This window comes from Hymenobacter glacialis (assembly GCF_001816165.1).
Taxonomy (GTDB): domain Bacteria; phylum Bacteroidota; class Bacteroidia; order Cytophagales; family Hymenobacteraceae; genus Hymenobacter; species Hymenobacter glacialis.
Genome location: NZ_MDZC01000059.1, coordinates 1 through 23,262, shown reverse-complemented (window position 1 = coordinate 23,262; position 23,262 = coordinate 1). Strand labels below are relative to the sequence as shown.

The 23,262-nt window shown below is 56.5% G+C and carries 16 protein-coding genes; 9 read left to right on the top strand and 7 right to left on the bottom strand.

The window, feature by feature from the left end; all coding sequences use genetic code 11:
- Positions 1–20 precede the first annotated feature (20 nt).
- The 5 genes from BEN48_RS09140 (at position 21) to BEN48_RS09120 (ending at position 5,494) form a co-directional block, all read left to right on the top strand.
- Positions 21–467, top strand: coding sequence for a hypothetical protein (locus BEN48_RS09140; protein ID WP_125932550.1), 447 nt, complete (start codon positions 21–23; stop codon positions 465–467).
- 142 nt (positions 468–609) lie between these two features.
- Positions 610–1,302 (top strand): plasmid pRiA4b ORF-3 family protein, encoded by a 693-nt coding sequence (locus tag BEN48_RS09135; RefSeq protein WP_070734287.1) that lies wholly within the window; start codon positions 610–612, stop codon positions 1,300–1,302.
- A 57-nt stretch (positions 1,303–1,359) separates the two neighbouring features.
- Positions 1,360–1,977 (top strand): recombinase family protein, encoded by a 618-nt coding sequence (locus BEN48_RS09130; RefSeq protein WP_070734286.1) that lies wholly within the window; start codon positions 1,360–1,362, stop codon positions 1,975–1,977.
- Positions 1,978–1,996: 19 nt separating this feature from the next.
- Entirely contained in the window at positions 1,997–3,388 is a 1,392-nt protein-coding gene (locus tag BEN48_RS09125; RefSeq protein ID WP_070734285.1) for an ISKra4 family transposase, read from the top strand.
- A complete protein-coding gene (locus BEN48_RS09120) occupies positions 3,389–5,494 on the top strand; it encodes a Tn3 family transposase (protein WP_125932549.1) in 2,106 nt (701 codons plus the stop codon). It begins immediately after the preceding gene.
- 45 nt (positions 5,495–5,539) lie between these two features.
- On the opposite strand, the gene BEN48_RS09115 is transcribed toward BEN48_RS09120, so the two are convergent.
- Positions 5,540–5,728: a hypothetical protein gene (locus BEN48_RS09115; protein WP_070734283.1), complete on the bottom strand. Its 189-nt coding sequence runs from the start codon at positions 5,726–5,728 to the stop codon at positions 5,540–5,542.
- 158 nt (positions 5,729–5,886) lie between these two features.
- On the opposite strand from BEN48_RS09115, the gene BEN48_RS09110 reads away from it, so the two are divergent.
- The 4 genes from BEN48_RS09110 to BEN48_RS09095 all read left to right on the top strand — a co-directional run bounded on the left by BEN48_RS09110 (position 5,887) and on the right by BEN48_RS09095 (position 9,457).
- Positions 5,887–6,129: a hypothetical protein gene (locus BEN48_RS09110; protein ID WP_070734282.1), complete on the top strand. Its 243-nt coding sequence runs from the start codon at positions 5,887–5,889 to the stop codon at positions 6,127–6,129.
- A 264-nt stretch (positions 6,130–6,393) separates the two neighbouring features.
- Positions 6,394–7,146, top strand: coding sequence for a toll/interleukin-1 receptor domain-containing protein (locus tag BEN48_RS09105; protein ID WP_070734281.1), 753 nt, complete (start codon positions 6,394–6,396; stop codon positions 7,144–7,146).
- A gap of 217 nt (positions 7,147–7,363) precedes the next feature.
- A complete protein-coding gene (locus tag BEN48_RS09100) occupies positions 7,364–7,951 on the top strand; it encodes a recombinase family protein (RefSeq protein WP_241502225.1) in 588 nt (195 codons plus the stop codon).
- Between the two features lie 1,104 nt (positions 7,952–9,055).
- A complete protein-coding gene (locus BEN48_RS09095) occupies positions 9,056–9,457 on the top strand; it encodes a hypothetical protein (protein ID WP_070734280.1) in 402 nt (133 codons plus the stop codon).
- A gap of 302 nt (positions 9,458–9,759) precedes the next feature.
- Here BEN48_RS09095 and BEN48_RS09090 read toward each other — a convergent pair whose 3' ends face one another.
- The 6 genes from BEN48_RS09090 to BEN48_RS09070 all read right to left on the bottom strand — a co-directional run bounded on the left by BEN48_RS09090 (position 9,760) and on the right by BEN48_RS09070 (position 22,897).
- The gene (locus BEN48_RS09090; protein WP_125932548.1) at positions 9,760–10,032 is read right to left on the bottom strand and encodes an IS3 family transposase; all 273 of its coding nucleotides are present in this window, start codon (positions 10,030–10,032) and stop codon (positions 9,760–9,762) included.
- Positions 10,033–10,206: 174 nt separating this feature from the next.
- On the bottom strand, positions 10,207–10,398 hold the full coding sequence (locus BEN48_RS09085; RefSeq protein WP_125932547.1) for a hypothetical protein: 192 nt from the start codon (positions 10,396–10,398) through the stop codon (positions 10,207–10,209).
- A 157-nt stretch (positions 10,399–10,555) separates the two neighbouring features.
- Entirely contained in the window at positions 10,556–10,912 is a 357-nt protein-coding gene (locus BEN48_RS18720; protein WP_125932546.1) for a hypothetical protein, read from the bottom strand.
- 33 nt (positions 10,913–10,945) lie between these two features.
- Positions 10,946–16,402 (bottom strand): DUF6443 domain-containing protein, encoded by a 5,457-nt coding sequence (locus BEN48_RS19395; RefSeq protein ID WP_070734277.1) that lies wholly within the window; start codon positions 16,400–16,402, stop codon positions 10,946–10,948.
- Between the two features lie 66 nt (positions 16,403–16,468).
- The gene (locus tag BEN48_RS18710) at positions 16,469–19,810 is read right to left on the bottom strand and encodes a hypothetical protein (protein WP_125932545.1); all 3,342 of its coding nucleotides are present in this window, start codon (positions 19,808–19,810) and stop codon (positions 16,469–16,471) included.
- A 213-nt stretch (positions 19,811–20,023) separates the two neighbouring features.
- Positions 20,024–22,897: a GEVED domain-containing protein gene (locus BEN48_RS09070; protein ID WP_206599838.1), complete on the bottom strand. Its 2,874-nt coding sequence runs from the start codon at positions 22,895–22,897 to the stop codon at positions 20,024–20,026.
- Positions 22,898–23,262 lie beyond the last annotated feature (365 nt).

Below are 23,262 nucleotides of genomic sequence, written 5' to 3'. Positions count from 1 at the left end.
ACACTCCGAACGAATCCCTCATGCGTCTACTGCTCGTTTTGCTGGTCAATCTTTTGCTTAGCTGCAAACCGTCTGAAATGGCAAGCGCGACTGTGCCTAATCCTGAATCAAGCCCTGCTGGACCAGTAGAAGGCTATCGGGTAACAAGGGTAGATTCACTAAATAGCGTGTATTTGATATACGCGAAGAAAAATAACGTCACGTACAAGATTGTTTCGGACAAAGCGAAGTCGGCTCACTGCACGGCCATCAAAGCCGGGCAGAACTACAACTTCGACCTTACCTCCCTATATTCTTCTACGGCAAAAGCTCCCGCTGGCACGCGCTATGTGCCAACTGCAATGGCCGGGAATCTTGGGTCCAAGGGCATTGATTGGGATGGTAAGGGTACTATAATCACCCTGGAAGGTGATTCTATCCGGGACATTTTCTTTGCAAAGAATGTGGTAGGATTGTGCCTCAAGTAAGCCTTCTTATGCAGCGGAGGATAAAATTGCGCTAAGCCCATATGGGCAGTCATACTATTAGGAGAGCATCAAAAAGTGTGGGGCAATAGGGGATAATCACCTTCTGGCGTAACTTGAAAGTACCTTTCTGTCGGTAAACGCCATGCCCCAACCAGCTGCTGCTCCTATCTTATCCGGTGCTGACGGGCTGGCGGCGGTCTACCAGCTCAAGATTCATCTGCTGGGTATCAGCCCGCAGATTTGCCGGCGCGTGTTGGTGCGGGGCGATACGACGCTGGCCGAGTTGCATCACGTCTTCCAGGTGGTGATGGGTTGGGGCAACTGGCACCTGCACAGCTTCAAGCTCTGGGGTAAAGAGTACGGGATGCCCTACGCCGGCGGCCTCTACTTTGCCGACGATGCCCGCCGGGTTCACCTGGGCGATTTCCCGTGGCGGGCGAACGACAAGTTCACCTACACCTACGACTTCGGCGATTACTGGCTCCACCAGGTGCGGGTGGAGAACGTGCTGCCTCCGACCGCGCTGGTGAACCATCCGGTGTGCGTGAGTGGCCGCCGGGCCTGCCCACCCGAGGAAGTCGGTGGCCCCAGCGGTTATGACCAGCGCACGCTCGACCAGTTCAGCTGGGCCTACGAAGCCCACGACCGCTTACTGGCCGGCGAGGATATCCGGGAGGACGACGTGCCGACCTGGTTTTGGACCTATCGACCGGAGCATTTCGATAAGGGCCAAGTCAACCAGAAACTAGCGAAAGTGTATCAACTTAAGGGTAACCCTGATTTTCTGTATTCGCAGGGCAGCTACGACTATTTCTTCGCCGATATGAAGTCTTGAAACCTGTATTATAAAAACCAAGTGGTTTTCTTGATACAGCCCAGATAGCTTTGCGCCATGCAACAGGCGGTTATTTTCGTGCGGGTCTCCAAGAAGGAGCAAGACTACCAGCGGCAGGTCGAAGACCTGCGCGCCGTGGCCCAGAGTCAGGCGGTGCAGGTCGTGGCCGAGATTGCGGAGAAGATTAGTGGAGCTAAGCGGAACCAGGACCGGGAGGGGATTCAGCAATTACTGGAGCTGAGCCGCCGGGGCACTATCCAGAAAGTATTGGTGAGCGAAGTCTCGCGTCTGGGCCGCTCCACGGTCGAAGTCTTGCAAATCGTCGAGGAATTGACCCAGTTGGGCATCAGCATCTACGTCCAAAACTTTGGGATTGAAACGCTCAAAAACGGCAAACGCAATCCAGTCGCTCAGTTCATGTTCACGCTGCTGGCGGAATTTGCCCGTCTGGAACGGGAAACCCTGCGCGAGCGCATTCTCTCGGGCATGGACGAGGCGCGGCGGCAAGGCGTCACGATTGGCCGCCCGGTAGGCGTAACGGAAGACAAAGCCGTCTTTCTAAAAAAGTATGCGGCCGTCGCCCGGCAGTTGCGCGCGGGCCTGAGCGTACGTAACACGGCAAAGCTGTGCGACGTGGCCATCAACACGGTTCGTAAAGTGAAAGCCTTGCTGTAATCCTTAACCCTCCAGCCCCATGAACTTCAAATTACAACTGGTGGCTTGTCCCTCAGAAGGCGACGAGACCACCCTCGAAGACGTGTTCACCTGGAGCCGGGAGGACCTGAGCTTAGCCAGCGTGGGCCTGACGCTGGCCGAATCGAAGGAGCTACTGCAGCGCCTTCAGCAAACGATGATTGGGCAGCAGATAGCGACGCACCTGCAACTGCAACAGCCCGTCGGCTTACGGAAGAAGGGCAGCTACCCGCTCCAGCTGAAAACCTTGTTCGGCAACGTCACGGTCGATAGCCCGCGCTACTATCTGCCACCCACCGAGGCAGGACCGAAAACCTTCAGCCCCCTCCAGCACCTGTTTCCGCAGCACGTGACGCCGGAGCGGCTGTACCTGGAAACCAAGTGGGCCAGCCTGATTCCTTACCAGAAAACGGCCGATTTGCTCCACGACGTGCTGCCCCTGAGTGCGAAACTATCGGGCACGACCATCCAGCAGCACCTGCACGCCGTGGTCGAGGCGCAGGAACAGCAGCTGCCGCAGGAAGTGGCCCCTTTTCATGGCGTTTGCCAGCGCGACCGCGAGGCCTTGCCGTGCCCGCCCCGCCCGCTGGTGGTCGGCCTCGACGGCGGCTACGTCCGGCACTGGCATAAAAAAGGCTGTTTCGAGGTGATTGCGGGCAAAAGCATTCCCGCGGAGGGGGCCGCCAAATGCTTTGGCTTCGTGCAGGAAGTGGATGCCAAGCCGCGCCGACGGGTCTTTGAGGTGCTGCGTTCGCAGGGGCTACAGGCCAATCAGGCCGTGGAATTCTTTACCGATGGCGCCGCGGTGCTGCGGTCGCTGACCAGCTATCTGAGTGCGGAGTCCACGCATATCCTGGACTGGTTTCACCTGACCATGCGCCTGACGGTGCTGCAGCAGTACGCGCTGGGCTTCGCCCAGGTCGACGCGGCCGGGGGAAAAGCGCTGCAGGACGGCTTGACCAGCATCAAATGGCACCTCTGGCACGGCAACGCTGAGCGGGCCCTGGACAAGATACTGGACCTGGACGACAGGCTGGCCGTGCACCAAGACGACCCGCTGGTGACCAAGCAATACAGCAAATTAAAGCCGTTGGCCCGGCTACTTGCTGATTTTCACACCTACGTGGAACAGAACAGGGCCTTCATCGTGGACTACTCGGAGCGCCAGCGCTATGGCGAACGTGTCTCCACTGGTTTTGTCGAGTCGGCGGTGAACCAGGTGCTGTCAAAACGCCTGGTCAAGCGCCAGCAGATGCAGTGGACCAGAAAAGGGGCGCACCTGCTCGTGCAGGCCCGCACCAAGGTGCTCAACGAAGAATGGGAAGACTGTTTCCGAAAGCAGTACCCCGGCTTCCGGTCAATGGCAGCCGAACCTCTAGCAATGGCTGCTTAAATCCATTGCCCCACACTTTTTGATGCTCTCCACTACTGGGCCGGGGCCCAGCGAAAAGCCCAGCGCGAGTACGAAACGCACCTGCTGGCCATCCGCCAGGCCCGCGAAACGGCCCTGCGCGTTTTCGCCCAGGTCGCGCGCACGGTGGTCGACGAGCAGATACCGGCGGGGCTGGTACGGGAAGCCGTGTTCGAGGCCATTCCCCGGGAGCAGGTGGAGCAGGCCTTGCAGGCTTACTATGCGCTGAGCGATACCCGCCTGGATTCGCCCCTGGCTTTCTTGCTGCGTCGCTACGCGCACCTGAAGCAGTTTTCCGCCCGTCTGTTGCGGCAGGTGTCGTTTGCCAGCGCCTTTGCCGGCGACCGGTTCGCCGAGGCCCTGGCCCTGGTGGTGGACTTGCAGACCGGGACCCGGCGCAGGCTGCCGGCCGATGCGCCGACCGATTTCATTACCCCCTCCTGGCACGGGTTTGTGCACCCGCAGCAGGCCCCGGAGCGGTTACCCTACGAGTTGTGCGTGCTGGCCACCTTGCGCGAGCGGCTGCGCTCAGGTGATGTGTTCGTGCCCGGCTCGCGCAAGTACGCCGACCTGGAGAGCTACCTGATTCCGGCTGCCCAGTGGCCCGGCCTGCGCGGGGAAGTGCTGCGCCAGTTGGGCCTGCCGGAGGACCCCCGCCAGCGCCTGCACGCCCGCCTGGCCGAACTTGAAGCGCTGCTGCCACAGGTTACAAACCTGCTGGCCGAAGGCGGGGAGGTGCGCCTGGAAGACGGCGAATTGGTGCTCACGGCGCTGCAAGCGGAAGAACTACCCGCCTCGCTCCAGGCGCTGGACGAGCAGATTCGGGCGCGCATGCCGGTCGTGGAACTCACCGATATCTTGGTCGAAGTGGACGGTTGGACTGGTTTTTCGGAGCTGCTACGTGAATCATCGGCGGGGGCTGTTGACGACCCGGAGTCGGTGTATGCGGCCCTGCTAGCCGCCGCCTGCAACATCCCCTTGTCCGACATGGCGCGCAGCACCGGCTTGCCCTACCAAACGGTCTGGTGGGCAACCCACCAGTTCCTGCACGAGCAGCCGCTGCGGGCGGCTACCACCCGCGTGGTCAACCAACAGCACCGCCAGTGGCTGGCCCAGCACTGGGGCGGCGGGGGCTTGTCGTCCTCGGACGGGCAGCGCTTTCCCGTCAGCGGGGCCGTGCGCAACGCCAAGGCGCTGCCGCGCTACTTCGGCTACGGCCGGGGCGTGACCTTCTACACCCACACGGCCGACCACTACGCCCAGTACGGCAGCAAGGTCATCCCCGCCACCGAGCGGGACGCGACGTACGTGCTGGACGAGGTGCTGGGCAACGAAACCGACGTGGTCATCGTCGAGCACGCCACCGACACGCACGGCTACACGGACCTGGTTTTCGGACTCTTTGACCTGCTGGGCTTGCAGTACTCGCCGCGGCTGCGCGACATCGGCGACCAGAAGCTGTGCCGCATCCGGGGCCGGGAACTGGCCTACCCGGGCCTGCACTTCACCGGCCACGTGCAGCCCGGCTACATCGAAGCCCGCCTGGATGACTTGCTGCGGGTGGCCGGCTCCTTCAAGCTCGGCTACGTCACGGCTTCGCTCTTCATCAGCAAGCTGCAGGCCTACCCGCGCCAGCATAACCTGACCTATGTCTTGCAGCAGTACGGGCGGCTCATCAAAACCAACTTCATTTTGCGCTACCTGCTCAGCCAACCCTTGCGGCGCAAGATTCACACGCAGCTCAACAAGGGCGAGCGATTGCACGCGCTGCGGGTGTTTCTCTGGTTTGGCGGCGACGGGCTCATCCGCCGCAAGCAGGAAGAAGCCCAGCAGGAGGTCGTCGGCGCCCTCAACCTGGTCACCAACCTGGTGGTGCTCTGGAACACGGTGTACCTGCAACAGGTGGTGCAAACGCTACGGGCCGAAGGCGTGGAAGTGCGCGACGAAGACCTGGCCCGACTCTCGCCCGCCCGCTACGAGCACATCAATCGCCTGGGCAAGTACACCTTCCCCAGCCAGGTGGAAGTGGAGCCCAACGGACTGCGCAGCCTGCGAAAGCCATCGGAAGCAGCCCCGATGGGAGCTTAGAGTAATTTTATCCCCCCGCTGCTATAAGAAGGCCTCATTGACTTTCTAAAAGCCCAGGGCAACACGCCGGCTACCGCTGACGCGTTCGAGTACAACCGGGATGGATTGGGCATGTATGGCTTCGCCCAGCCGCTCGATACGCAGCGGCTGCCGGAACACTTCGAATTCCCGCCCAGCATTAGCCTTTCCGTCGATGGCGTACACGACAGCCGCCATTTCGTGCGGATTCAGCACACGCCCAATAAGCCGGCGCGCCGCTTTTCATTTGAAGCATTCGGATGAGCTATACGCCGCAATTCCACGAGGAAGAACAAACCCCCTCACAACGATGGGAAACGGTGTGATGGGCCATTTGCATAGGCGCCAGTGACCGGGCCGTGCCCTCCCCGGAAATGGCACAGCTGCAATTGCGCTACGTCGCCGGCGAGATTGACCAGGTGCAGGTCCACGACGAGCTGATGCGGTGGTACCGGCCTGACGTGGCCCCAGCGGTAGACGTGCGCCCGCTGCCGCCGGAGCAGCCCGGCCGGGTGTACCCCTATGCAGCAGAAATGGCTACGCTGATGGAAGAAATGAACGAGCTGCCGCCCTACGTGCCCTATATCGTGATGGACGAGACAATACCGGAGCTGTAATAAGTTAGCGCTGCCTCCTTTTTGTAATTGCACAATGGCACCCATCGCCTTTGGGTAGCTCTATCCCCCACCGCTACGAAAAGGTCATAATGGCCCCCAGCAAGCACGCACCGTCCCGTTTAACTCTTGGACCAAACTTTTAACCACGGCCAATAGTGCACCATTAAGAGTAATATTGGTAACATAGGTAATACCGGTAATATTGGTATTGCCTATGTTACCAGCCTAACAGCCTAATATACTTTTGCCACGTATCGCCACTCCATGCCTACATTCTCGCGAACCAGCGTTTTTATTAGCTACAGCCATGCTGATGAAAGATGGCGTAAACTGGTTGAAAAGCATCTGGCTCCGCTCGGACGCGACCATAGTTTACGGGTATGGAGTGACCAGAACTTAAAAGCCGGCGAGCCGTGGCTGGCCCGAATCCGACGCGAGCTGGCGACGGCCCGGGTGGGTATTATGCTCGTTAGTCACAATTTCATGGCATCGGATTTTATTCATTCCGATGAGCTTCCGCCGTTGCTGCTGGCAGCCAAGCAAGAAGGGGTAACGCTGCTGACTGTCGTGGTCGGGTATTGCCACTTTGCCAACTCGCCGCTTAGCAAGCTGCAGGCTTTTAACAAGCCAGATAAACCTCTAGAGGCACTGACCATTCCACAGCGGAATAAGGAGATGGCACGGCTCTGTGCCATGGTGATGAAAATCTTCGGCCTGAAGCCAGGCACCGCGAAACCCACCGCCGCTAAACCGGCAGTCCCGAAAAAAGCGGCTGCTCCAGCCTCCCCTAAGCGACTAACCCCGTCTGCTGCTAAAGCAGTCCCGACTCCTGAAGCTACTGCCAAATCCAAAGCCATTGCCAAAGCCAAGGCCCTAGCTAAAAACAAAGCGGTAGGAGCCAAGCCCAAGCCAACTGCAAAACCTACTGCCAAGCCGGCCGCTAAGCCTATACCTAAACCGGCCACGAAAGCGGTGCCCAAGCCAGCTAAAAAAGCCGCACCCCGCGCCAAAAACTGATTCGCTCTCCAAGGTACTTATAGCGGCCAAGGGCAAGGTACTGGATTTTACATGTTGCAAACGAACGTTTACAACATGTAAAACGGCTTACCTTGCGGGCATTTCTTCCCTTTGGTTCTGAGTTGATGTCACCGGCGCGCCGCTATACCCCTTATTATAGAGTCTCCACCCAGAAGCAAGGCAATTCCGGGTTGGCCTCGAGGCCCAGCGGGCCGCCGTGCGGGCCTTCGTGCCGGACCCGGCCCAGCTTGGGACCGAATACGTGGAAATCGAGAGCGGCAAAAAGGACCAGCGGCCGCAGCTGCTGGCCGCTATCGCCGAGGCCCGGCGCGTGGGCGCGACGCTGCTCATTGCCAAGCTCGACCGGCTCAGCCGCAACGCGGGCTTCATTTTCGCCCTGCGCGATTCGGGCGTGGACTTTGTCTGCTGCGACATGCCCGACGCGAATACGCTGACTGTGGGCCTGTTCGCCGTCATTGCCCAGCACGAGCGCGAGACCATCTCCAAGCGCACCAAGGACGCGCTGGCCGCCAAGAAGGCCCGCGGCGTTAAGTTGGGTAGTCCGGCCAATTTTACGCCGGCGGTCATCGCCCAGGGCCAGGCAGCTATGCAGGCTAATGCCCGCGAGCACCAAGCTAACCGCCAAGCCGCCCGGGTCGCGGGGCTGCTGCGCGCCCAGGGGTACACATTGCAACAGGTTGCCAATGAGTTGAACCAAGCCGGCTACCGCACCCGCCGAGGCCGGACGTTCCATCCTACCACAGTCCAGCGGTTATTGCCGGTCCAACATAAGCTCATTGCGTAGCGCTTTAAGATGGTTTCATTTAATCAGTATTACCGGTGTTACTTGTGTTACTCAAATAGTCCATGAAGGCATATTTATGGCAGCGAGAGGGTAGAATTGCCTTAAGCCCTGAATATTTCCCTGCTTTCTTCGTGTCCAGCCTAACTCGACCACCTCAGCCTTGCTCCAGTCGGATGCTCAGGCTAGGTCCGCTTGGCAGCTTCGGCTCGTACCAATTCCAAAAGGCCGTGGTAAGCCAGTCGGCCACTATGGCTAGCCGTTTCGGGGCAGAAGAGGTGGCATTGCCTGGTAGCTGCTTAATCCAGACGTGGGAACTGCCGCAACCCACATGGTAGCTGGCGCCCAGCAGTTCCCGCAAGGCTGGGGCCAGGCTGCGTCAAGTGGCATGCTGGATATGGGACTGAACGTAGCGCCGAAGCTGCTCCAAGCGCTGTTTTTCGGCTTTGTCCTGGGGTAGCTCAATGGCTAGGTACGCTTCATGGGTGGAAAAGCCTGTTGCATCGGCCTTGGTTAAAAGTTTGGTACAAAGGTTAAACGACAGGCTGGAAATCGGCTGCCACTTAACCATGAATAATACCCCTACATCAGATGAGCGGAATTTTACATGGTTTCCCGCAGAAGTCGCACTCGCCGCAATAGCCATCTCTCAAACGAGCTAAACAGGTCAACAAGGTGGGGCCATCAGGATACGTAAGTGGTTCCACTTTCTGGCCCCATTTCTACTTACATAACAGCAACCAGTTAGCTGGGTCCGGCAAAGTGTACCTTTCTGGCTCCTGCCTCTGCGCAGTAGGGCGCGTTGACACGCCCATCGAGTGACCGCTCGTTTAACCTTTGTACCAAACTTTTAACCAAGGCCTGCATCGGGGCAAAATCGAGTGGACCTATTCATGCATTACTGGTTAGGAAAGAGCAAAAAGCAGGGGTAGGAGGCTAGCTACTACAGAAAAAGTAAGTCCGTCGGGGCTACATAATGCCTATGACCAAGCACCAGGCTTGCATACGCAGGAGCTTTCGAGTTCTACAGCTATGTTTCAATTAGCAAAACGATAAATTCCCATTACGCCCTTTCCTGCTGCATGTTCACTCGCTATCTTTGAGCATATGAGAACTACTGTACTGGTCCTGTCTGGCGCGCTGATACTGACGGGATGCGACAAAACGGAACCTGCCCCACCCACGCTGGTTGGCATCTGGAACCTGGAATCCATTCGCTACCAGTTGGCCGCGAGCCACGGCCATCCCGCCACCGACGATACCTACGTGGCCAAACCAGGGGAGTCGCCGCAGGAGTTTACCGCCGACGGCCGGGTCTGGTTCCAACGGCCACTGGCTACAGGCTCGTTTCGTCCCTACCGTTTTGATGGCAGCACGATTGTTGTTGCGTTGGGTCCCTACGACGTACGGTGGACGGTGAGTGAGCTAAGCACCCACCGCCTAGTCTACCAAGAAGTTGAGGTGGGCTCCGCTGGCCAGTTCACCCAGACCTTTACCTATCGCCGTTAAGAGTTTGAAAGGTTGGCGAGCACAGTTCAATAAAACCGTTTATAAGCGCCCCTCGGTGGTCCAGTGATAAGTAAAGGTCAGGCGGCTTGATGAAACTCGGTTGGGGCCATAAAGTGCAGCGCATGGTGTGGGCGCAGGTGGTTGTAATAGGAGAGCATCAAACTGTGTGGGGCAGTGGCAGTCAACTACCTCATGGCTTGACTTGGGAGCCCATCCCGATCGGTGAAAGTTATGCTCCCACCCATTGTTCCGCCTTCTACAATCGGCGAAGACCGACTGGCGGCAGTATACCATCTCAAGATTCACATGGTGGGTATCAGCCTCCACCTTGCGGGCGCGTGCTGGTGCGGGGTAATACGTCGCTGGCCGAGCAAGCGGTTGGGGGCAGCGCGCACGGCCGGGTCCGAGTCGGTGGTGCGTGGCACAAATGAGCGGGGCTGCTGGGCGCGCAGGCCGTGGGCTTTGAGCACGCGGCGGCTGCGCCAGCGGCCGACCGCATGGCCCTGGGCCTGCATTTTGGCCTGCAGCCGGCACATGCCATACCTATGGCTGTGGCGCGCAAACCCTTCGCGCACGGCCACTTGCCAAGCCGGCTCAATGGGTGCCCCTTGGTGGCGGCGCTGCTAGGCATAATACGCGACTGAGGCCACGCGCAGCAACTGGCAGAGCCGGCGTACCCGCGCCTGTACCTGGCGATGTGCTGGTAGGTGCTCACCGAGTCGGCTGGCAAAAGATGACCAAGGCTTTTTCTAAATGTCGAGCTTCTGCTTCGCCCGTTTGAGGCAGGCGCACAGGGCGCGCACCACCGGGTCGCGGGCCACTTCCTCGCTGCCCACTTCGGGCATGAGTTGCGCCTTTTGCCAGCGGTAAAGCAGCTTGGGGCTGATGCCCAACTGCCAGGCGGCGGCCTGCGTGCTGCGGTTCTCGCCCGCCAAGCGCACTCGGCCTTGAACGCCTCTTCGTATTTACGCCGTTTGTCGGGCGACGCCCCGCTCTTTTTGGCTGTCATAACAGAAGAAATAGACGACCTTCTTCTGTCCGTTATCTCTACACTACCTCATACATTAATTGAAACCCTAAGCATGCAACTTTACCTACTTACATTTTCTCATAGAAAAAATCATCTGTGCTTTGGCGATAGTAGATAACGACTTTACCTGCCCTTTTTTCAATAGGCAGTGAAGAAGTTATTGTAGAGCCCTGTAGGTTTGTCTGGGTCTTATATTTATAGTCCTCATCAAGAAGGTAATTGAATAGTGTTATGCGCCCTTCCTCAAAACTCCACTTGTCAGTATTTGTGAAAACAAAAGAATTATGTTTGGAACGCAATCGTCTTGTATAAGTGCCATCATTCAAAATTCTAAGAGTATCCCAATTATTAGTCTGGTTCTTAACTATATATACTCCTGCTACTTCTTCCTGGCGAACACCGCAAGAAACAAGCAGAGTGGACACAGTTAATAAAAAAAAGAAAAGTGCTCTCATTGCTTACTTAGACTTATTTATATACCAAAGGTAAGTTTGATGTGTAGTGCTTTGAGGTCCACCTAAGCCATTAACTCGGGGGGTATTTACTTCATCACCATCCCACCACCACGGGGTCCAGGAAGACCGTGACTTACTATCCGCACCCATTATGACCAGTTTATTACCTACGGGATAAAAGCTGTAGGCCGTTTTACCGAGCATCTGGGATGTCATGTTTAGCCCAGAGTTCATAAGGCCTCCTAAACCGAATGATCCTTTAAAAAGATATGGTTTGTTATTAGCGGATTGTCTCCTGTACATCAGAAATGCCTTAGCGAATTGCTCAGATGCCATGATCTGTTTGATCATCGGATGGCTCGCACCTGCTATCAGACTCTTCTCTGGACCAGTTCCATCGTAAAATTCATTAAATAGGTCTCGCCAGTTTGTAGCGGTAGAGCGCCGTTTATAGCCCTGAATAAATTTGGAACTTGACATCCACTGGGTATCCTGAGATTCAACATCTGTTATTTCCGTCTGTCCATCCCGATCGTCACCGACGTGGTGGTAAAAATCAATATCGTTTCCTCCAAGATTGCTGGTCTTTACCCATGACCCTGTTTTGTCATTAACCTCGTATTCATTATCAGGGGAATTGGTGGCTTGGTAAAGTGTTTCTTGATCGTCATCGTCAATTTGATGTGCTTTACCTTCAAAATCATATATTGTCTGAGGCGCCATTCCCGTTGGATCTACTAGGGCTATTGGGTTGTTAAATACATAGTTATATGGGCTATGACTGCCCATTTTCTCTGCTAATGGATCAACAACGTGCCAGCGCCCTAGCTGTGCATCGTAAAAGCGCGCACCGTAATCAGTCCAGTTAAGTCCAAAATCCTCCTGCTTTTCCTTGCCGTTGTACTGAAACTTAGAGTCGGGGTTCCCCAAGTCCTCGATGTCCACCAAGTTTTGGCCCCATGGGTCGTAATGGTTTTCCTGATACTCATTGGGGTCGACCGAACGCAGTGCAAAATCATCGAAATAAGCCGGCGTACCGCTCTCGTTCACCAGCGAGACTTGCACGTAGCCTGCGCTATCAGCCTTGATTCCGGCCTCCAAGTGCTGCCATTCGTCGGTAGCAGTGCGTTGCAGTGGTTGAATGGATGAGCGAACCAATTGGCTGTCCTGGTCGAACAGCTCATAGCGAAGGAACGCCCGTGGCAGCTCTTTCTCGCGTTGTTTCAATAAATGTGGGATGAGACCCACGCTTAGGCCCCAATAGGGCCGCCACCGATTCCGTCCAGCCTGGGGCTGTAATTTTTCGGAGCTGATGCTGCCGGGACTGCCCGCTACCACAGCCCCTATTACAACGGCGCCGCGCTGCACTAAGCCACCAACGGGCGAGCCGTGGTCGTAGCGGCCGTACACTTCGGCCCGCACGCTGTCGCCCGCGTGAACGGCCAACGTTATGCTAGGCCCTAGACGGCGGCCTTCAGTGGCCGACAAGCGGGCCACATAATCGCCGGTGCGCGCGTGCTGCGCGTCTCGCTGGCGAGTTTCGGCCACGTGGGCAAATTCCTGCTCTTCTTTGTCCGCGTTCGCCGGCTCCATTGAGGCCGTGCGCTGCTGTGTACGCGCCCCGTGGTCGCGAAAGGCAAAGCGCAGGTTGCCCAAGTGGTCCTTGATGAAGTACTCGTACTTCCAGTTTAGCTCACCGGGGCTTAGATTGGCTGAGGGAGTGTAAAGAATGCGGCCCTCCGGGGTGGGCGCACTCTTGAGGGTGCCGTCTTCGAACACAAAGCCGCTGGGATAGTCCGTGGTGTGAGTCAGGTATGTCGAACCGTTCCATTCATAAGTTATTTTCCGAAGCTTGGTGCCAGCGCCGGAGTACTTAAAATTAATGTACCGGGAATTGGTCAGGTGAATCCATACCGGCAGGTTTAGCTCGTTGTACGAGATATCGGTGATTTCCTTGTTGGCGTCGGCCGTCAAGTTGCCATTCTGGTCGTAGGTATACTCCTCCGAATTAAACCCTTGCACGTACGGTCCGGTGCGGTCTTCGAAGTCATTCGGTTGCGTAGTGCCTGCTGGTAACACTTGGTTTACCTTGTCATCAACGGCCACCAAGCGGTTGCCGTTTGTGGGGGAATAATGATACGATAGCTGATCTATCGCTCCATGCACGCCATTGGTGCGATTTCCCTGACGGGTCAGGGAGCGCAGGTTGCCATTAAGGTCATATCCACTCTTCGCAGAATAGTTCGTATTGTTTACCTGCCAGGTGTAGGTCGGTGCTTCGTAGGTGCGGTAATCCGCAGACAGTAGCCGATTAAGATGGTCATATTTATAGGCATATGCCCGTAACACGCGGCCAGTAGCCGGGTTGCCCGTCTTCCACAAGGCCGTGGCGATGTTGCCATTGTATTGGGCCGGGTGGCCCAGGCCGATATCATGGCGGTTGTCGTATTTGAGCTCAAAGCCAAACAAATCGGGTTCCACGCGGGGGCTGGCCGCGTCATAGGCATCCGCGCCGGTGCCGTCGTTGTCCGTGTTCGGGTCGGCGTCGTCGAGCCACTCGTTGTTGCTGATGTTGCGGTTGTTGATGTTGGTGAGCCACCCGCGGATGTTGTACCGGTAATCTACCGATTGCAGAAAAGTCAGCCCCGGGTTCAGGGCGGTGCCAGTCAGCCAGTCCGGGCTGTGCAGCTTCTTGTCCACAATCTGCCCCGCAGAATTGTATTCCAACTGCATGGAGAGAATCTTTCCCTGATTGTCTATTTTCATCCAGCTTTTCGTTGGACGACCGGCATGGTCGTATTCCTGCTCTTGGTAGATGCAGTGGGTTGACAACGAACCACCGGACGAGGCTGAGGCAAAGGAATGCGATCGGTAATTTTGCAGGATCTTACCCGCAAAATCTAGCTTCACAGAGGTGCGCTCCTCTCCACCTCCCGAATGGTCCGCCACGGTTTGAACCGTGCGGCCTTTGTCATCGTGGTAAAGGACAGTAGTAAGCCACGTGCCGGCGTTCAGATCCATTTCCTGACGCCCGGTAGTAAGCCCGGTTACTTGACTTGACAAACCACTGGCGGTCAAGGAAAAACCTAGTTGCGCTGCATACCCGGAGATGTCGCTCGCCTGTAAAGTCACGGGCGTGAAAGGGTGCTTGCTCAAGTCGTTAAAAGCTTCCGAGTCGTAAAACCTACGGGTAAGGAAATCCCAGTCGTAGACATCGGTCGGAAAGCTCCGGTCGGTGGTGTATTCCATCTTGGTAGGGTTGCCTGGTATGGGACGCATAACCTCCCACTGCATCAAGATATTATCGGCTTGAGCTTGTAGCACTTCGCGGTCAACTGGCCAGATATTGGGATAGTACCTACCCGTGAATATAGGGCGGCTCAGCGCGTCGTACTTGGTGAAAATCCACTGCCCTTTGTTGTCCTGCTGCAGCACCATCATATTACGCTGGTTGTACACGAACCGGCTGGTGCCGGCACCCGGAATATACTTTTCAATTAGCCGTTGTCGGTCGTCGTAGGTATAGGTAAAACACCACTTCACCAGCAGGTCCGCCATGACAATGCCCGTTCCTTTAGTACGGACCTCCTGCACGGCCATGGGCGGAATTACGGCCCGGAGCAAGCCCAGGTCATCGAATACGTAATAGGTCTCTGCAAACTCCGTATCCGAAGCCATTACTTTCTTGGCGACCACCTGACCCTGCCCGTTTTTAAACTCGTAGGATTTGCTACCATGCTCATCGGTGGTTTCCACCACCGCCAGCTGGCCTGCAGAATAGGCAGCACCTACGGCGATAGGCTGCGCTGCGCCAGCGGTGTAGGTCCACTGCAGCACGTCGTCGTTGCCAGTCCCGGCGCCGGTGTTCGTACGCTGTTCTGCCCGGACGCTATGGTTGGTGCTCGCCGTGGGCGTTGCTTCGTCGGGTTGCCAGGTCTGACCTGCTGCCCCCACCTGTTCGGGCCGGTTCAGGGGCGAGTTTTCAAACACCTTCTTGGCGTACGGGTTTGCATCATTGGCCACCCGGTCGCCCCCGCGTTGATAAAACAGGGCCTGTTGTTGCACCGCGTCGGATTGATACAAGCCGCCCTCTCCGCTTCCGACAGCTCCCCCCGAATAGGACAGGTAAGCAAACGGGGTGCGGCCAAAGTGGTCGTAGGTGACCGGCACCACGACGTCCTTCTTGTTGGGACTGGCTTGCGTGGTTACGGTCTGTATGGACCGGCCCAACCCGTCGAGGTACACGGTTTGCTGCTGGAGCTGCTCCCGCCGCTGGTCAACTGTTAAGCCTTGAATGTCCTCAACCGTGAGCTTTCCCTCCACTAGGACGTTGGTCGTGGCCACGTAATTCATGTTCTGCCCCACCACTACGGTCACGGTGCCCTGCGCCGTCTGACCCGAAGCCGAGGTGCCGGTGACGGTATAGGTCGTGGTTTTAGCCGGCGTGGCCGTCACGCTGGCTCCCGAGGTCGCGCTCAGGCCCGTAGCCGGGGCCCAGCTGTACTGGCAGGCCCCCAGGGCCGTAAGCGTGGTGCTGCTGCCGAGTATAACCCTAGCGGGGGCGGCACTGGCTGATACCACCGGCTGCCCGGTAATTGTGGCCGAAATCTGAGTGTTGATGTTCCAGGTGCTGCTGCTAGGCCCTTCCACCACGGCGTAGTATTCCCCGGGGGGCAGGGTCGTTCGAATCGAGGGCGAGACACTCGAGGGACACGCCGGCCCATACCCCCGGTTGGATTGCAGCAAGGTGCCTTGGCTGTTCAGCAAGTACAACAGGGTGGGGTAGCCGAGTGCGCAATTGGAAAGGGTTACTTCCATCGCACTGGGCACCGTGAACTTATAATAAATGTCATCGCTGGCTTCCCCGTACTCATTACCGAAGCAATTGCTCCGAGCATTATTTTTCGTGTCGCTATAATTAGTGCCACAAGCCAGCGAGCCCACATTAACCGGGTTCGTCATCGTAGCCCCGGCGGGCGCCGGCGACGTGGCAGGGACGTGCAAGCTCAAGTAAATCATCCCATAGTTTGTCCCGGCTTTTTCACATACAATGTAGTATGTGCCAGCGGGCAGCGACTGCTGTATCTGCGGCGTGCTGTTGCAGTTGGTGCTCGACGCGATAAGGCTGCCGTAAGCATCCAACAAATAAACGTAGGTGGAGAGGTTGGGGCCACAGGTGGTGATTTGGACGGGGGCTGCATTTGCCAGGGTGAACTGATAATAAATATCATCGCTGGGCTGCCCGTTGTAGTTGTTGCCGTAGCAATACGCCGGGTCGTTGCTTCGGGAGGCATCCGAGTATGAGAAGCCGCAGGAATAGATGGTCCCGATGTTAAGGGGGGAAGTCATGTTGGCGCCAGCTGGCTGAGAGGTGCACTGTCCCCACGCGGCCGTATTTACCAATAGGAGTTGCAGCCCAACCAACAACTTTAATAAACAGATGTGTATATATTTTTTCATGCGCAGTAGAAAAACGCGTTTATGTCGCCCAAAATGGAAAGTTGTCTTTGAAAGGAGCAGCGAACCCTATTGCTTGTAGTTGTAGTGGTAGAGCTTGACGATGTTACGCTGGTCGTCTCTTACCACCACTAGTCTTTGGAGCGCGTCGTACTCGTAATACACGGGGCGGCTGTTCACGTCGCTGACACTGGTCGGCTGGTTAGTAGCGGCATCGTATGTATAAGTAATGGCATGGGCATCTACGGGGTGCAAGCGCAGATCATCGACGCGAAAGCCGACCGGGTTGCCGGATGACCCACCGGTGTTGCACACATAGGCTACTAGTCGGTAGCGGTCGCCGGCAGCGGCGCCCGCTTGTTGGCGCACGGCGTCCAAGTCAATGATTGCTTCTACGTACTTCCACTTGCCCTGCGTATCACCGAAGGAAGCGCCAACATAGCTGGAAGCGGTGTTCACCTGATTGCCATTATGGTCATTGACGGACAATATTAAATTCCCCCCTCCAGCTCTAAATCCAGGTTCCGTGTTCACCCAGGCTGACAATTTATAGCGAGCAGCTTGCCTGGACGGAGCGATGTGCTTGGTCGGTCCGTAGTTATAGCTCCAGGCTGATATCGGGCCTACCCGCCATGCGTATTGGCCGGTATGGGCATTCCCGGTAAGATAATTGCGGCTGTCACCCGTCCCGGTGTTGAACCAGTAATCTTCTTGCGGGTTGGCGTCAACTGATTGCCCGCTTTCAAATCCCAAATAGCTGGCTTCGTTGCCCAAATAGGCAGGTAGTCCAGAAACAACCGTCCGGTCGGCATTTACGAACTGCGCGACCTGCTGCTGGTAGCGATGGTCCCACTGATACGATTCTGTGATGTCGTGTGCTTTTCGCGAAAGGTCGACATTACCGGATGCCATGTGGTAGCCCAGGTACTGTACCGGAGCGTACCGGCTGTCTTTTTGGGATGCGCGCTGCGCGGGAATGAAGCCGGAATTGGCCAGGTTAATGGGGTCGCGCAGGCGCAACTGGTCCGTTTGAATGGGGCGCACCAGCGCGTTGCCGTTCATGGCATAACCGTAGGTAATTAGCTTCGCGCCGGTCAGCCACTCAACCGAATTGCGCATGAGGGTGGTGTAGGACTCTACCGGCTGCGCAAGCAGCCGCAGGCGGTTGGCCATGTCAAACACGGGCCCAGAGAAAAGCAGGGTGTAATCAGACGGGTAGCTCTTGTACTCCCGCAGAACGTCGCCATTTGGCAGTTGCTGTGTCACCGCAGTGACTTGGCGATGAACGGGGTTGCCGTAATTGTAATTGGTGGCGGTTTGGGTGTAAATGGCGGGAGAGTACTGGTTATACACCCGTTTCGTCGACGACACCAAGCGCACCCAATGGCAGTCAATATCGTAATACTGCGTGCCTAACCGCATTATTTTTGGGACAGTGTACGGAACAGGGCCGCAGTAAAAGTCACTGCTGACAATACACCCTTTGATGGTTTTCAAGGTATTCCCCGTCTCGTACCCGCTGGCGTACACGTTCTCCGTTTCTATGACCTTGTCGAAGGCATTCGTCGTTTTATTTTTTTTGTAAACCGTTTCTTTGAGAAGCCGCCCGTTGGTTATGTTGATTTTATTAGGCACCGGCACAAAAAAGCTAACCGGCTGAATCTGGCCGTTATCATCAGGCGGGCCCAAAGGGGTTACATCTTCAACGTTGGTGTAAGTGTACTCTGTTTTACCGTTTTCCCCGTTGGCCCCTTCCAGCACCGTCACGAAATCATACCCGTATGGCTGGCCCTGGGCGGAATTTGAAAGCGCCAACCGAGATGACGAACTGCGAACGGCAAAGAAATTGCCATGATAATCAGTTTTAACTGGTGAAGTAGTGCCGTCACAGCTATAGACTGATCTAGTTACACCGAAATGAAGGTAGGAAGCAGGGGATAGCTGCCGCCCACTACTGGTAGAACTATTCGGCAGCTGGTATTTATAAGTCTTTACTATTTCATTGCCGGTCAAGTCATCAACCGATGTTATTGCCGCAATGCGAAGCCCGCAGCCTGTCCGGTTGTTTCCCATTGGGTCTCTGTATTCCTGGCTTTCATAAGTAAAGCGTGTAGCCCCTCCGGTTGGGTAAATGATTTTATTTAGTGTTCCAATCTTTGCATGATCTAGATTAGGATTTCGATCAGCACCAACAGAGTTATTATCATATGGCAATGTGATGGTGACCGAGGGATCACTAACAAGGCGAGACTGCATTTCTGGAATATCCGTGCCCAGTCCATCGTTGTTGGTTCCATTAAAAAAACCCAAAAAATCCTTGTTGTAAGAAGTCTTTAACGGCAGCGTGCCCCTGACGTCGTATTCAAAGCGGTAATCGGGGATGGCGTGGTTGCCATTGGCAACCCCGACCGCATCCAGATTGAGGCGTAGGCTTGCTGCGTCCGTACTACCCGCGTTAAGATAGGATTGCCGAAAAGTGACGGTTTTGGTTATTGCGGTACCCCCCGGGATTGTATTTCTTACGGTAAACCCGGTGATACGCTTGGACTTGGTAGTGCCAATGCCCATGACATCATCCCGGTTGGCATGTGCGAACTCTACCGTCCCCGTGGCATGCGTTATGGATTTTAAAATTAACCCGTTTGTTGTAGAGTAGCTTTTACTAGCGTGGGTAGGATAACCGTCAACATTCCCATAAAGGCGCCTATCTGTCCCACACCCTCCGTTGTCTCTGATAACTTCATAATCAAAATATACAGCTTTGGTTAGCGAGCTGGCGAGCTGACTAGTGGATTTATTTTCCTCGTAAGCGAAGGTCACGCGTTCCCCGTCCGGCGCTATTATTTCGGTTAAGTACCAAGCACTTGTGTAAGGGCCTATAAGGAGTGTCCCCCCCTCCGATTTTACTTGAGTTCGTTCGGTATTTCCAAAGGTGTAGACGTAGCCGTCTTGGGTCTTGATTGACCAAATTTTTGCAACGTAGTCGTAAACAACTAAACTATTGTCCGCATTATCGATCAGCCGAACATGAAATAGCCCAACAGTAGACGCCTTTTCCAAGATAAACTTGCCACTGTGATTTCCAAAATTATAGTAGAATATATCTGGCTGCGTATCCCTATACTTGAGGCATACATCTCGGAAGTAGTCGCCATCGGTGGTCGTGTTCCGGCCCGTCGGGTCGTAGTGATTGGCTGCGTCCCATGGGGGCATGGCTCCCGTGACGGCATAGCCCACGTCTTGCTTTAAGTCGTCCACCCCCTGTAAGCTGCGGGTGATCACCCCGCCGGCATTCAGTACCCAGGCCAAGCCTACCCACGATGCTTCTTCCTCGACCTTAATGCCGGATGCCCGGTAAGAAAGGCTGATGTCTACCTGATTGGATTTGGAGCCAACCGTATGCAGCGGCACGGAAATGTTGGGTAACCCCGTATACAAGGATACGGGAATGGCGCCGTACTCGCCCAAAGACGCGGCATTGGGAGCGGGGGGAAAGGCCGAGGGTGTGTTTAGAGTGGATGGTTGCGCAAACGCACCGTGGCCAAGGGCCAGTACGCAACATTGTAGTATCCAGGAAGACTTTGTGAATAAGAGTATTTTCATACTAAAAGCTGGAGTTGTTTGTTACAAAAGAGTCAATCTTCTGACACCCAGGTGCCCAGGTAGTCGGATGATGTAAAGACCCCGTGGTAAGGCTGACACGTCGACGGAATTGGAGGCTTTTGATAGGTATAGGGTAGCACACAGGTGCCCTGCCATGTCCCAAATTTGTACCTCTTTTGAGGAGCCGCCATTGATGATATTGAGTTGTTCAGAAGCTGGATTTGGCGCAAACGACCATTCCGAAGATTTCGCGGTTACGCGGGTACTCGTGGGCGTGGAACCGATAAAGGCGGTGAAATCACGCACTTGCCCCACTTCGTCATGTCGATAACAGGGCAACTCTTCCACCACGTTATAAGGAATGATGTTAGGCATCCACCAGATCCTCAGCCGCAACGGCCGGTTACGGACAGCCGTTGCCGGTACGTGAAGGGTGCCTGTCCAGGGATTGACCGTGGAGGAATGCCGATTGGAGTTGTAAACCAGTTCCGTAGTTGGTTCCAGTACCCCGTCGTCGTTGGCGTCGAGCCACATTTGGAATGCGAACCCCCTGAAGGTCGACGGGCTCTGGGTGAGCACGGTAACCGCCGTGCCCGTGCCGGGTGCCAGGGTAATGAGAGGCGCGTTGCAGGTTTCGTCCCGATAGGGGGCAAAGGGAACCGCATTGGTGTATGTCCAGCCTCCTAGCTGCACCGTCCCAACGGTGACCGGGAAATTGATGTCCGGACCCATTGATGGTAAGCAACTAGCGGGCCGGGGCCCCTGGCTGAGGTTCGCAATTACGATATAGTTGGTCTTGGTCACCGTACTGGCCCCGTAGCGATTGGCGACGCGCAACGATACGGAGTAAGTGCCCGGCTGGGCGTAAGTGTGCTGCGGGTGCTGCTGCGTGCTGGTGCCGCCATCACCAAACGACCACTGCCAGGTGCTGGGGGCTATCAGGCTGGTATCGCGCAGCTGCACGGTGCCACTGCAAGACACGGTAATATCCGCTGCGAAGCCCGCCTGGGGTGCCTGCGCGGCCGGGAAAATGAGGACGGTGTAGTCCTCGGTAGTCGCATTTTGATAAGCTGGCGGGCAGCTGTTGTTCGGGTCCGAGGGCTGGAATAAACTGGCGATTTGCACCCGTAGCCGGGTGGCTCCGGCGCGTGCGCCTAACGGTACTTGAAAAGGCAGCAGGTAAGGACTCAGCGCAGATACCTGTCCCAACCGCTCGGTACTGGAAAAATTGCCATCCTGGTTGTAGTCTATCCAGGCAGTCACCCGAACCCAGGGACCATTGCTGCCGGTGGACCAGCGGGGCGATTCGGCTTGTAACGAATAGGCCTGCCCTTGTATCAGCTCCGCGGCGCGGTCGGTATAATCCCGGTAACCCGTTCCAGGTAGCCGCACGTCCTGGTTGTCCAGGTTAGCCAGCTGCACGCGGGTGAAATATGCTGCCGAGGAAACCGAGCCCCCGGTGCCGTCCGCCGGGCAATACGCTGCGCAGGCTGCCGCTACCACCACGGTGTGATGCGCCGTATCCGACCCAAAGGCATTGGCAGTCACCAGCGTGATGTCGTAAACCCCTCCGGTCGAATAGCTGTGGGTCGGAGGAGAAGCCGTTGTAGCTATGCTGCCGTCTCCAAAATCCCAGCGGTAGCTGGTTGCTCCTCCCACCGTTGCATTCGTAAATGCTGCCCGGGTGGGCCCGCAGTATTGTGCATAATTTACTGCAAAAGCTGCAGTGGGAGCCGTCGTGTTGGGCAGTACTACAACTGAATAGTCCTCTACTTGTCCCCGCAATGGCGCCGAGCAGGGTCCGAAAGGCGCAGTCCCAGCGGCATCAGCCCATATCCGCAAGCGCAACGGGCGATGGTACACTAGTCCGCTCAAGGTCGTTGCCACAGTCAGTTGCATGCTCGGACTCTGGACGCCAAGGCCTTCGTAAAGCAATTCCGCTGGTAAGTCAAACTGGCCGTTATCATTCACATCCAAATACACCCGGACATCATGGGCATTGGGGCCGGTAGCCAACTGCATGGCTACCGGCCGATCCGCCGTCAGGGTGGCGCGTGCGGCACAGCTAAAGTCCTCGAAGCCTGCTCGGCCGTCCAGGGATGTACGATCTAAGTTGCCGAGCCGAACCCGCGTCACACCAAAGCCGCAGCAAAACGCGGTGGTTGCGGGTTGACACGGCGCGGGGCGGGGGGCATCGGCGCGAACCTGCACGTAGCCGACCTTCGTGAGCGAATCGCAACCCGTAGCGTTGCAGACGCGCAACTGCACGGTGTAGGCGCCGGGTGCGGCATACGTGTGCTGAGGGGACTGCAACACGCTAGTCGTTCCGTCGCCGAAGCTCCAGCGCCAAGCCGTAGGAGAGTTAAGCGACTGATCGCGAAAGGCAATCGGGCCGCCGCACCTGACCGAATCATCGGCTACGAAGCGAGCCACAGGGCGAGGCAAGGCGTTAGCCCGCACCAGGAGCTGGTAATCTTCGGTCTGAGAGTATTCGGGAGTAGAGCAGGGTGTGGGGATAGGCGCGTTGACATAGTCGGCGGCAATGCGCAATCGCAACGGCTGGTCAAGAACTGCCGCCGCAGGCACGGTGAACAGGCCTTGGTGATTGCGGCCTGTTGAGGCAAGCACCAATTCGCCGGCGTCGAACTGCCCGTTGCCATTAAAGTCAATCCAGGCTCTGACTGCTTCGTCGGCATTGGGGTTGGTGCGTACGGCAAGGCCATACGTGCCGCCCCGCTGGAGTTCTGCCCCGGGCTGGCAGTCGTAATTTCCGTATCCGTCGCTCCCCCCGCGGGTGGTGGTGTCCAGCCCGGCAAGCTGCACGCGGTAAATGCCCATCTCATAGACTGAGTTGGCAGCGGCCGCGGAGCCCGGCGTACAGGCGGCGGGAATCACACACTGTGCGCTTATGCGCTGCGTTCCGCCCATTAATACCAGCAGAGCTACCCATATTTTTGGATTAATGGTGACCGCATGTGCTCTTTCTGCCCACGCTGCGCGAACATATTTGCCTCCCGTACCAAATAGCTTATCCCACCTTAAAATCGCGTTAAATTCAGGAGCACTTGTCCCTTTGCACAGATTGTATTTATACCAAGAAGCTGTTTAGGAAGTAGCCAGCAGCGCGCAAAACAGAAAAGACTTCCAAAAAAGCGGGAAATTTGAGGTGCGACCCATCTCCTTTCCCTCCCTCATGGAAGTCCTGACCAAAGATATGATTACCCGCTGGATATTGCCCCACCTGCCCGCCCGCACGGGTG

Excerpts from the sequence above, each read along its gene's own strand:
- BEN48_RS09140 (WP_125932550.1), top strand. The coding sequence starts at position 21 with ATGCGTCTACTGCTCGTTTTGCTGGTCAATCTTTTGCTTAGCTGCAAA.
- BEN48_RS09135 (WP_070734287.1), top strand. The coding sequence starts at position 610 with ATGCCCCAACCAGCTGCTGCTCCTATCTTATCCGGTGCTGACGGGCTG.
- BEN48_RS09130 (WP_070734286.1), top strand. The coding sequence starts at position 1,360 with ATGCAACAGGCGGTTATTTTCGTGCGGGTCTCCAAGAAGGAGCAAGAC.
- BEN48_RS09125 (WP_070734285.1), top strand. The coding sequence starts at position 1,997 with ATGAACTTCAAATTACAACTGGTGGCTTGTCCCTCAGAAGGCGACGAG.
- BEN48_RS09110 (WP_070734282.1), top strand. The coding sequence starts at position 5,887 with ATGGCACAGCTGCAATTGCGCTACGTCGCCGGCGAGATTGACCAGGTG.
- BEN48_RS09105 (WP_070734281.1), top strand. The coding sequence starts at position 6,394 with ATGCCTACATTCTCGCGAACCAGCGTTTTTATTAGCTACAGCCATGCT.
- BEN48_RS09095 (WP_070734280.1), top strand. The coding sequence starts at position 9,056 with ATGAGAACTACTGTACTGGTCCTGTCTGGCGCGCTGATACTGACGGGA.
- BEN48_RS19395 (WP_070734277.1), bottom strand. The coding sequence starts at position 16,402 with ATGAAAAAATATATACACATCTGTTTATTAAAGTTGTTGGTTGGGCTG.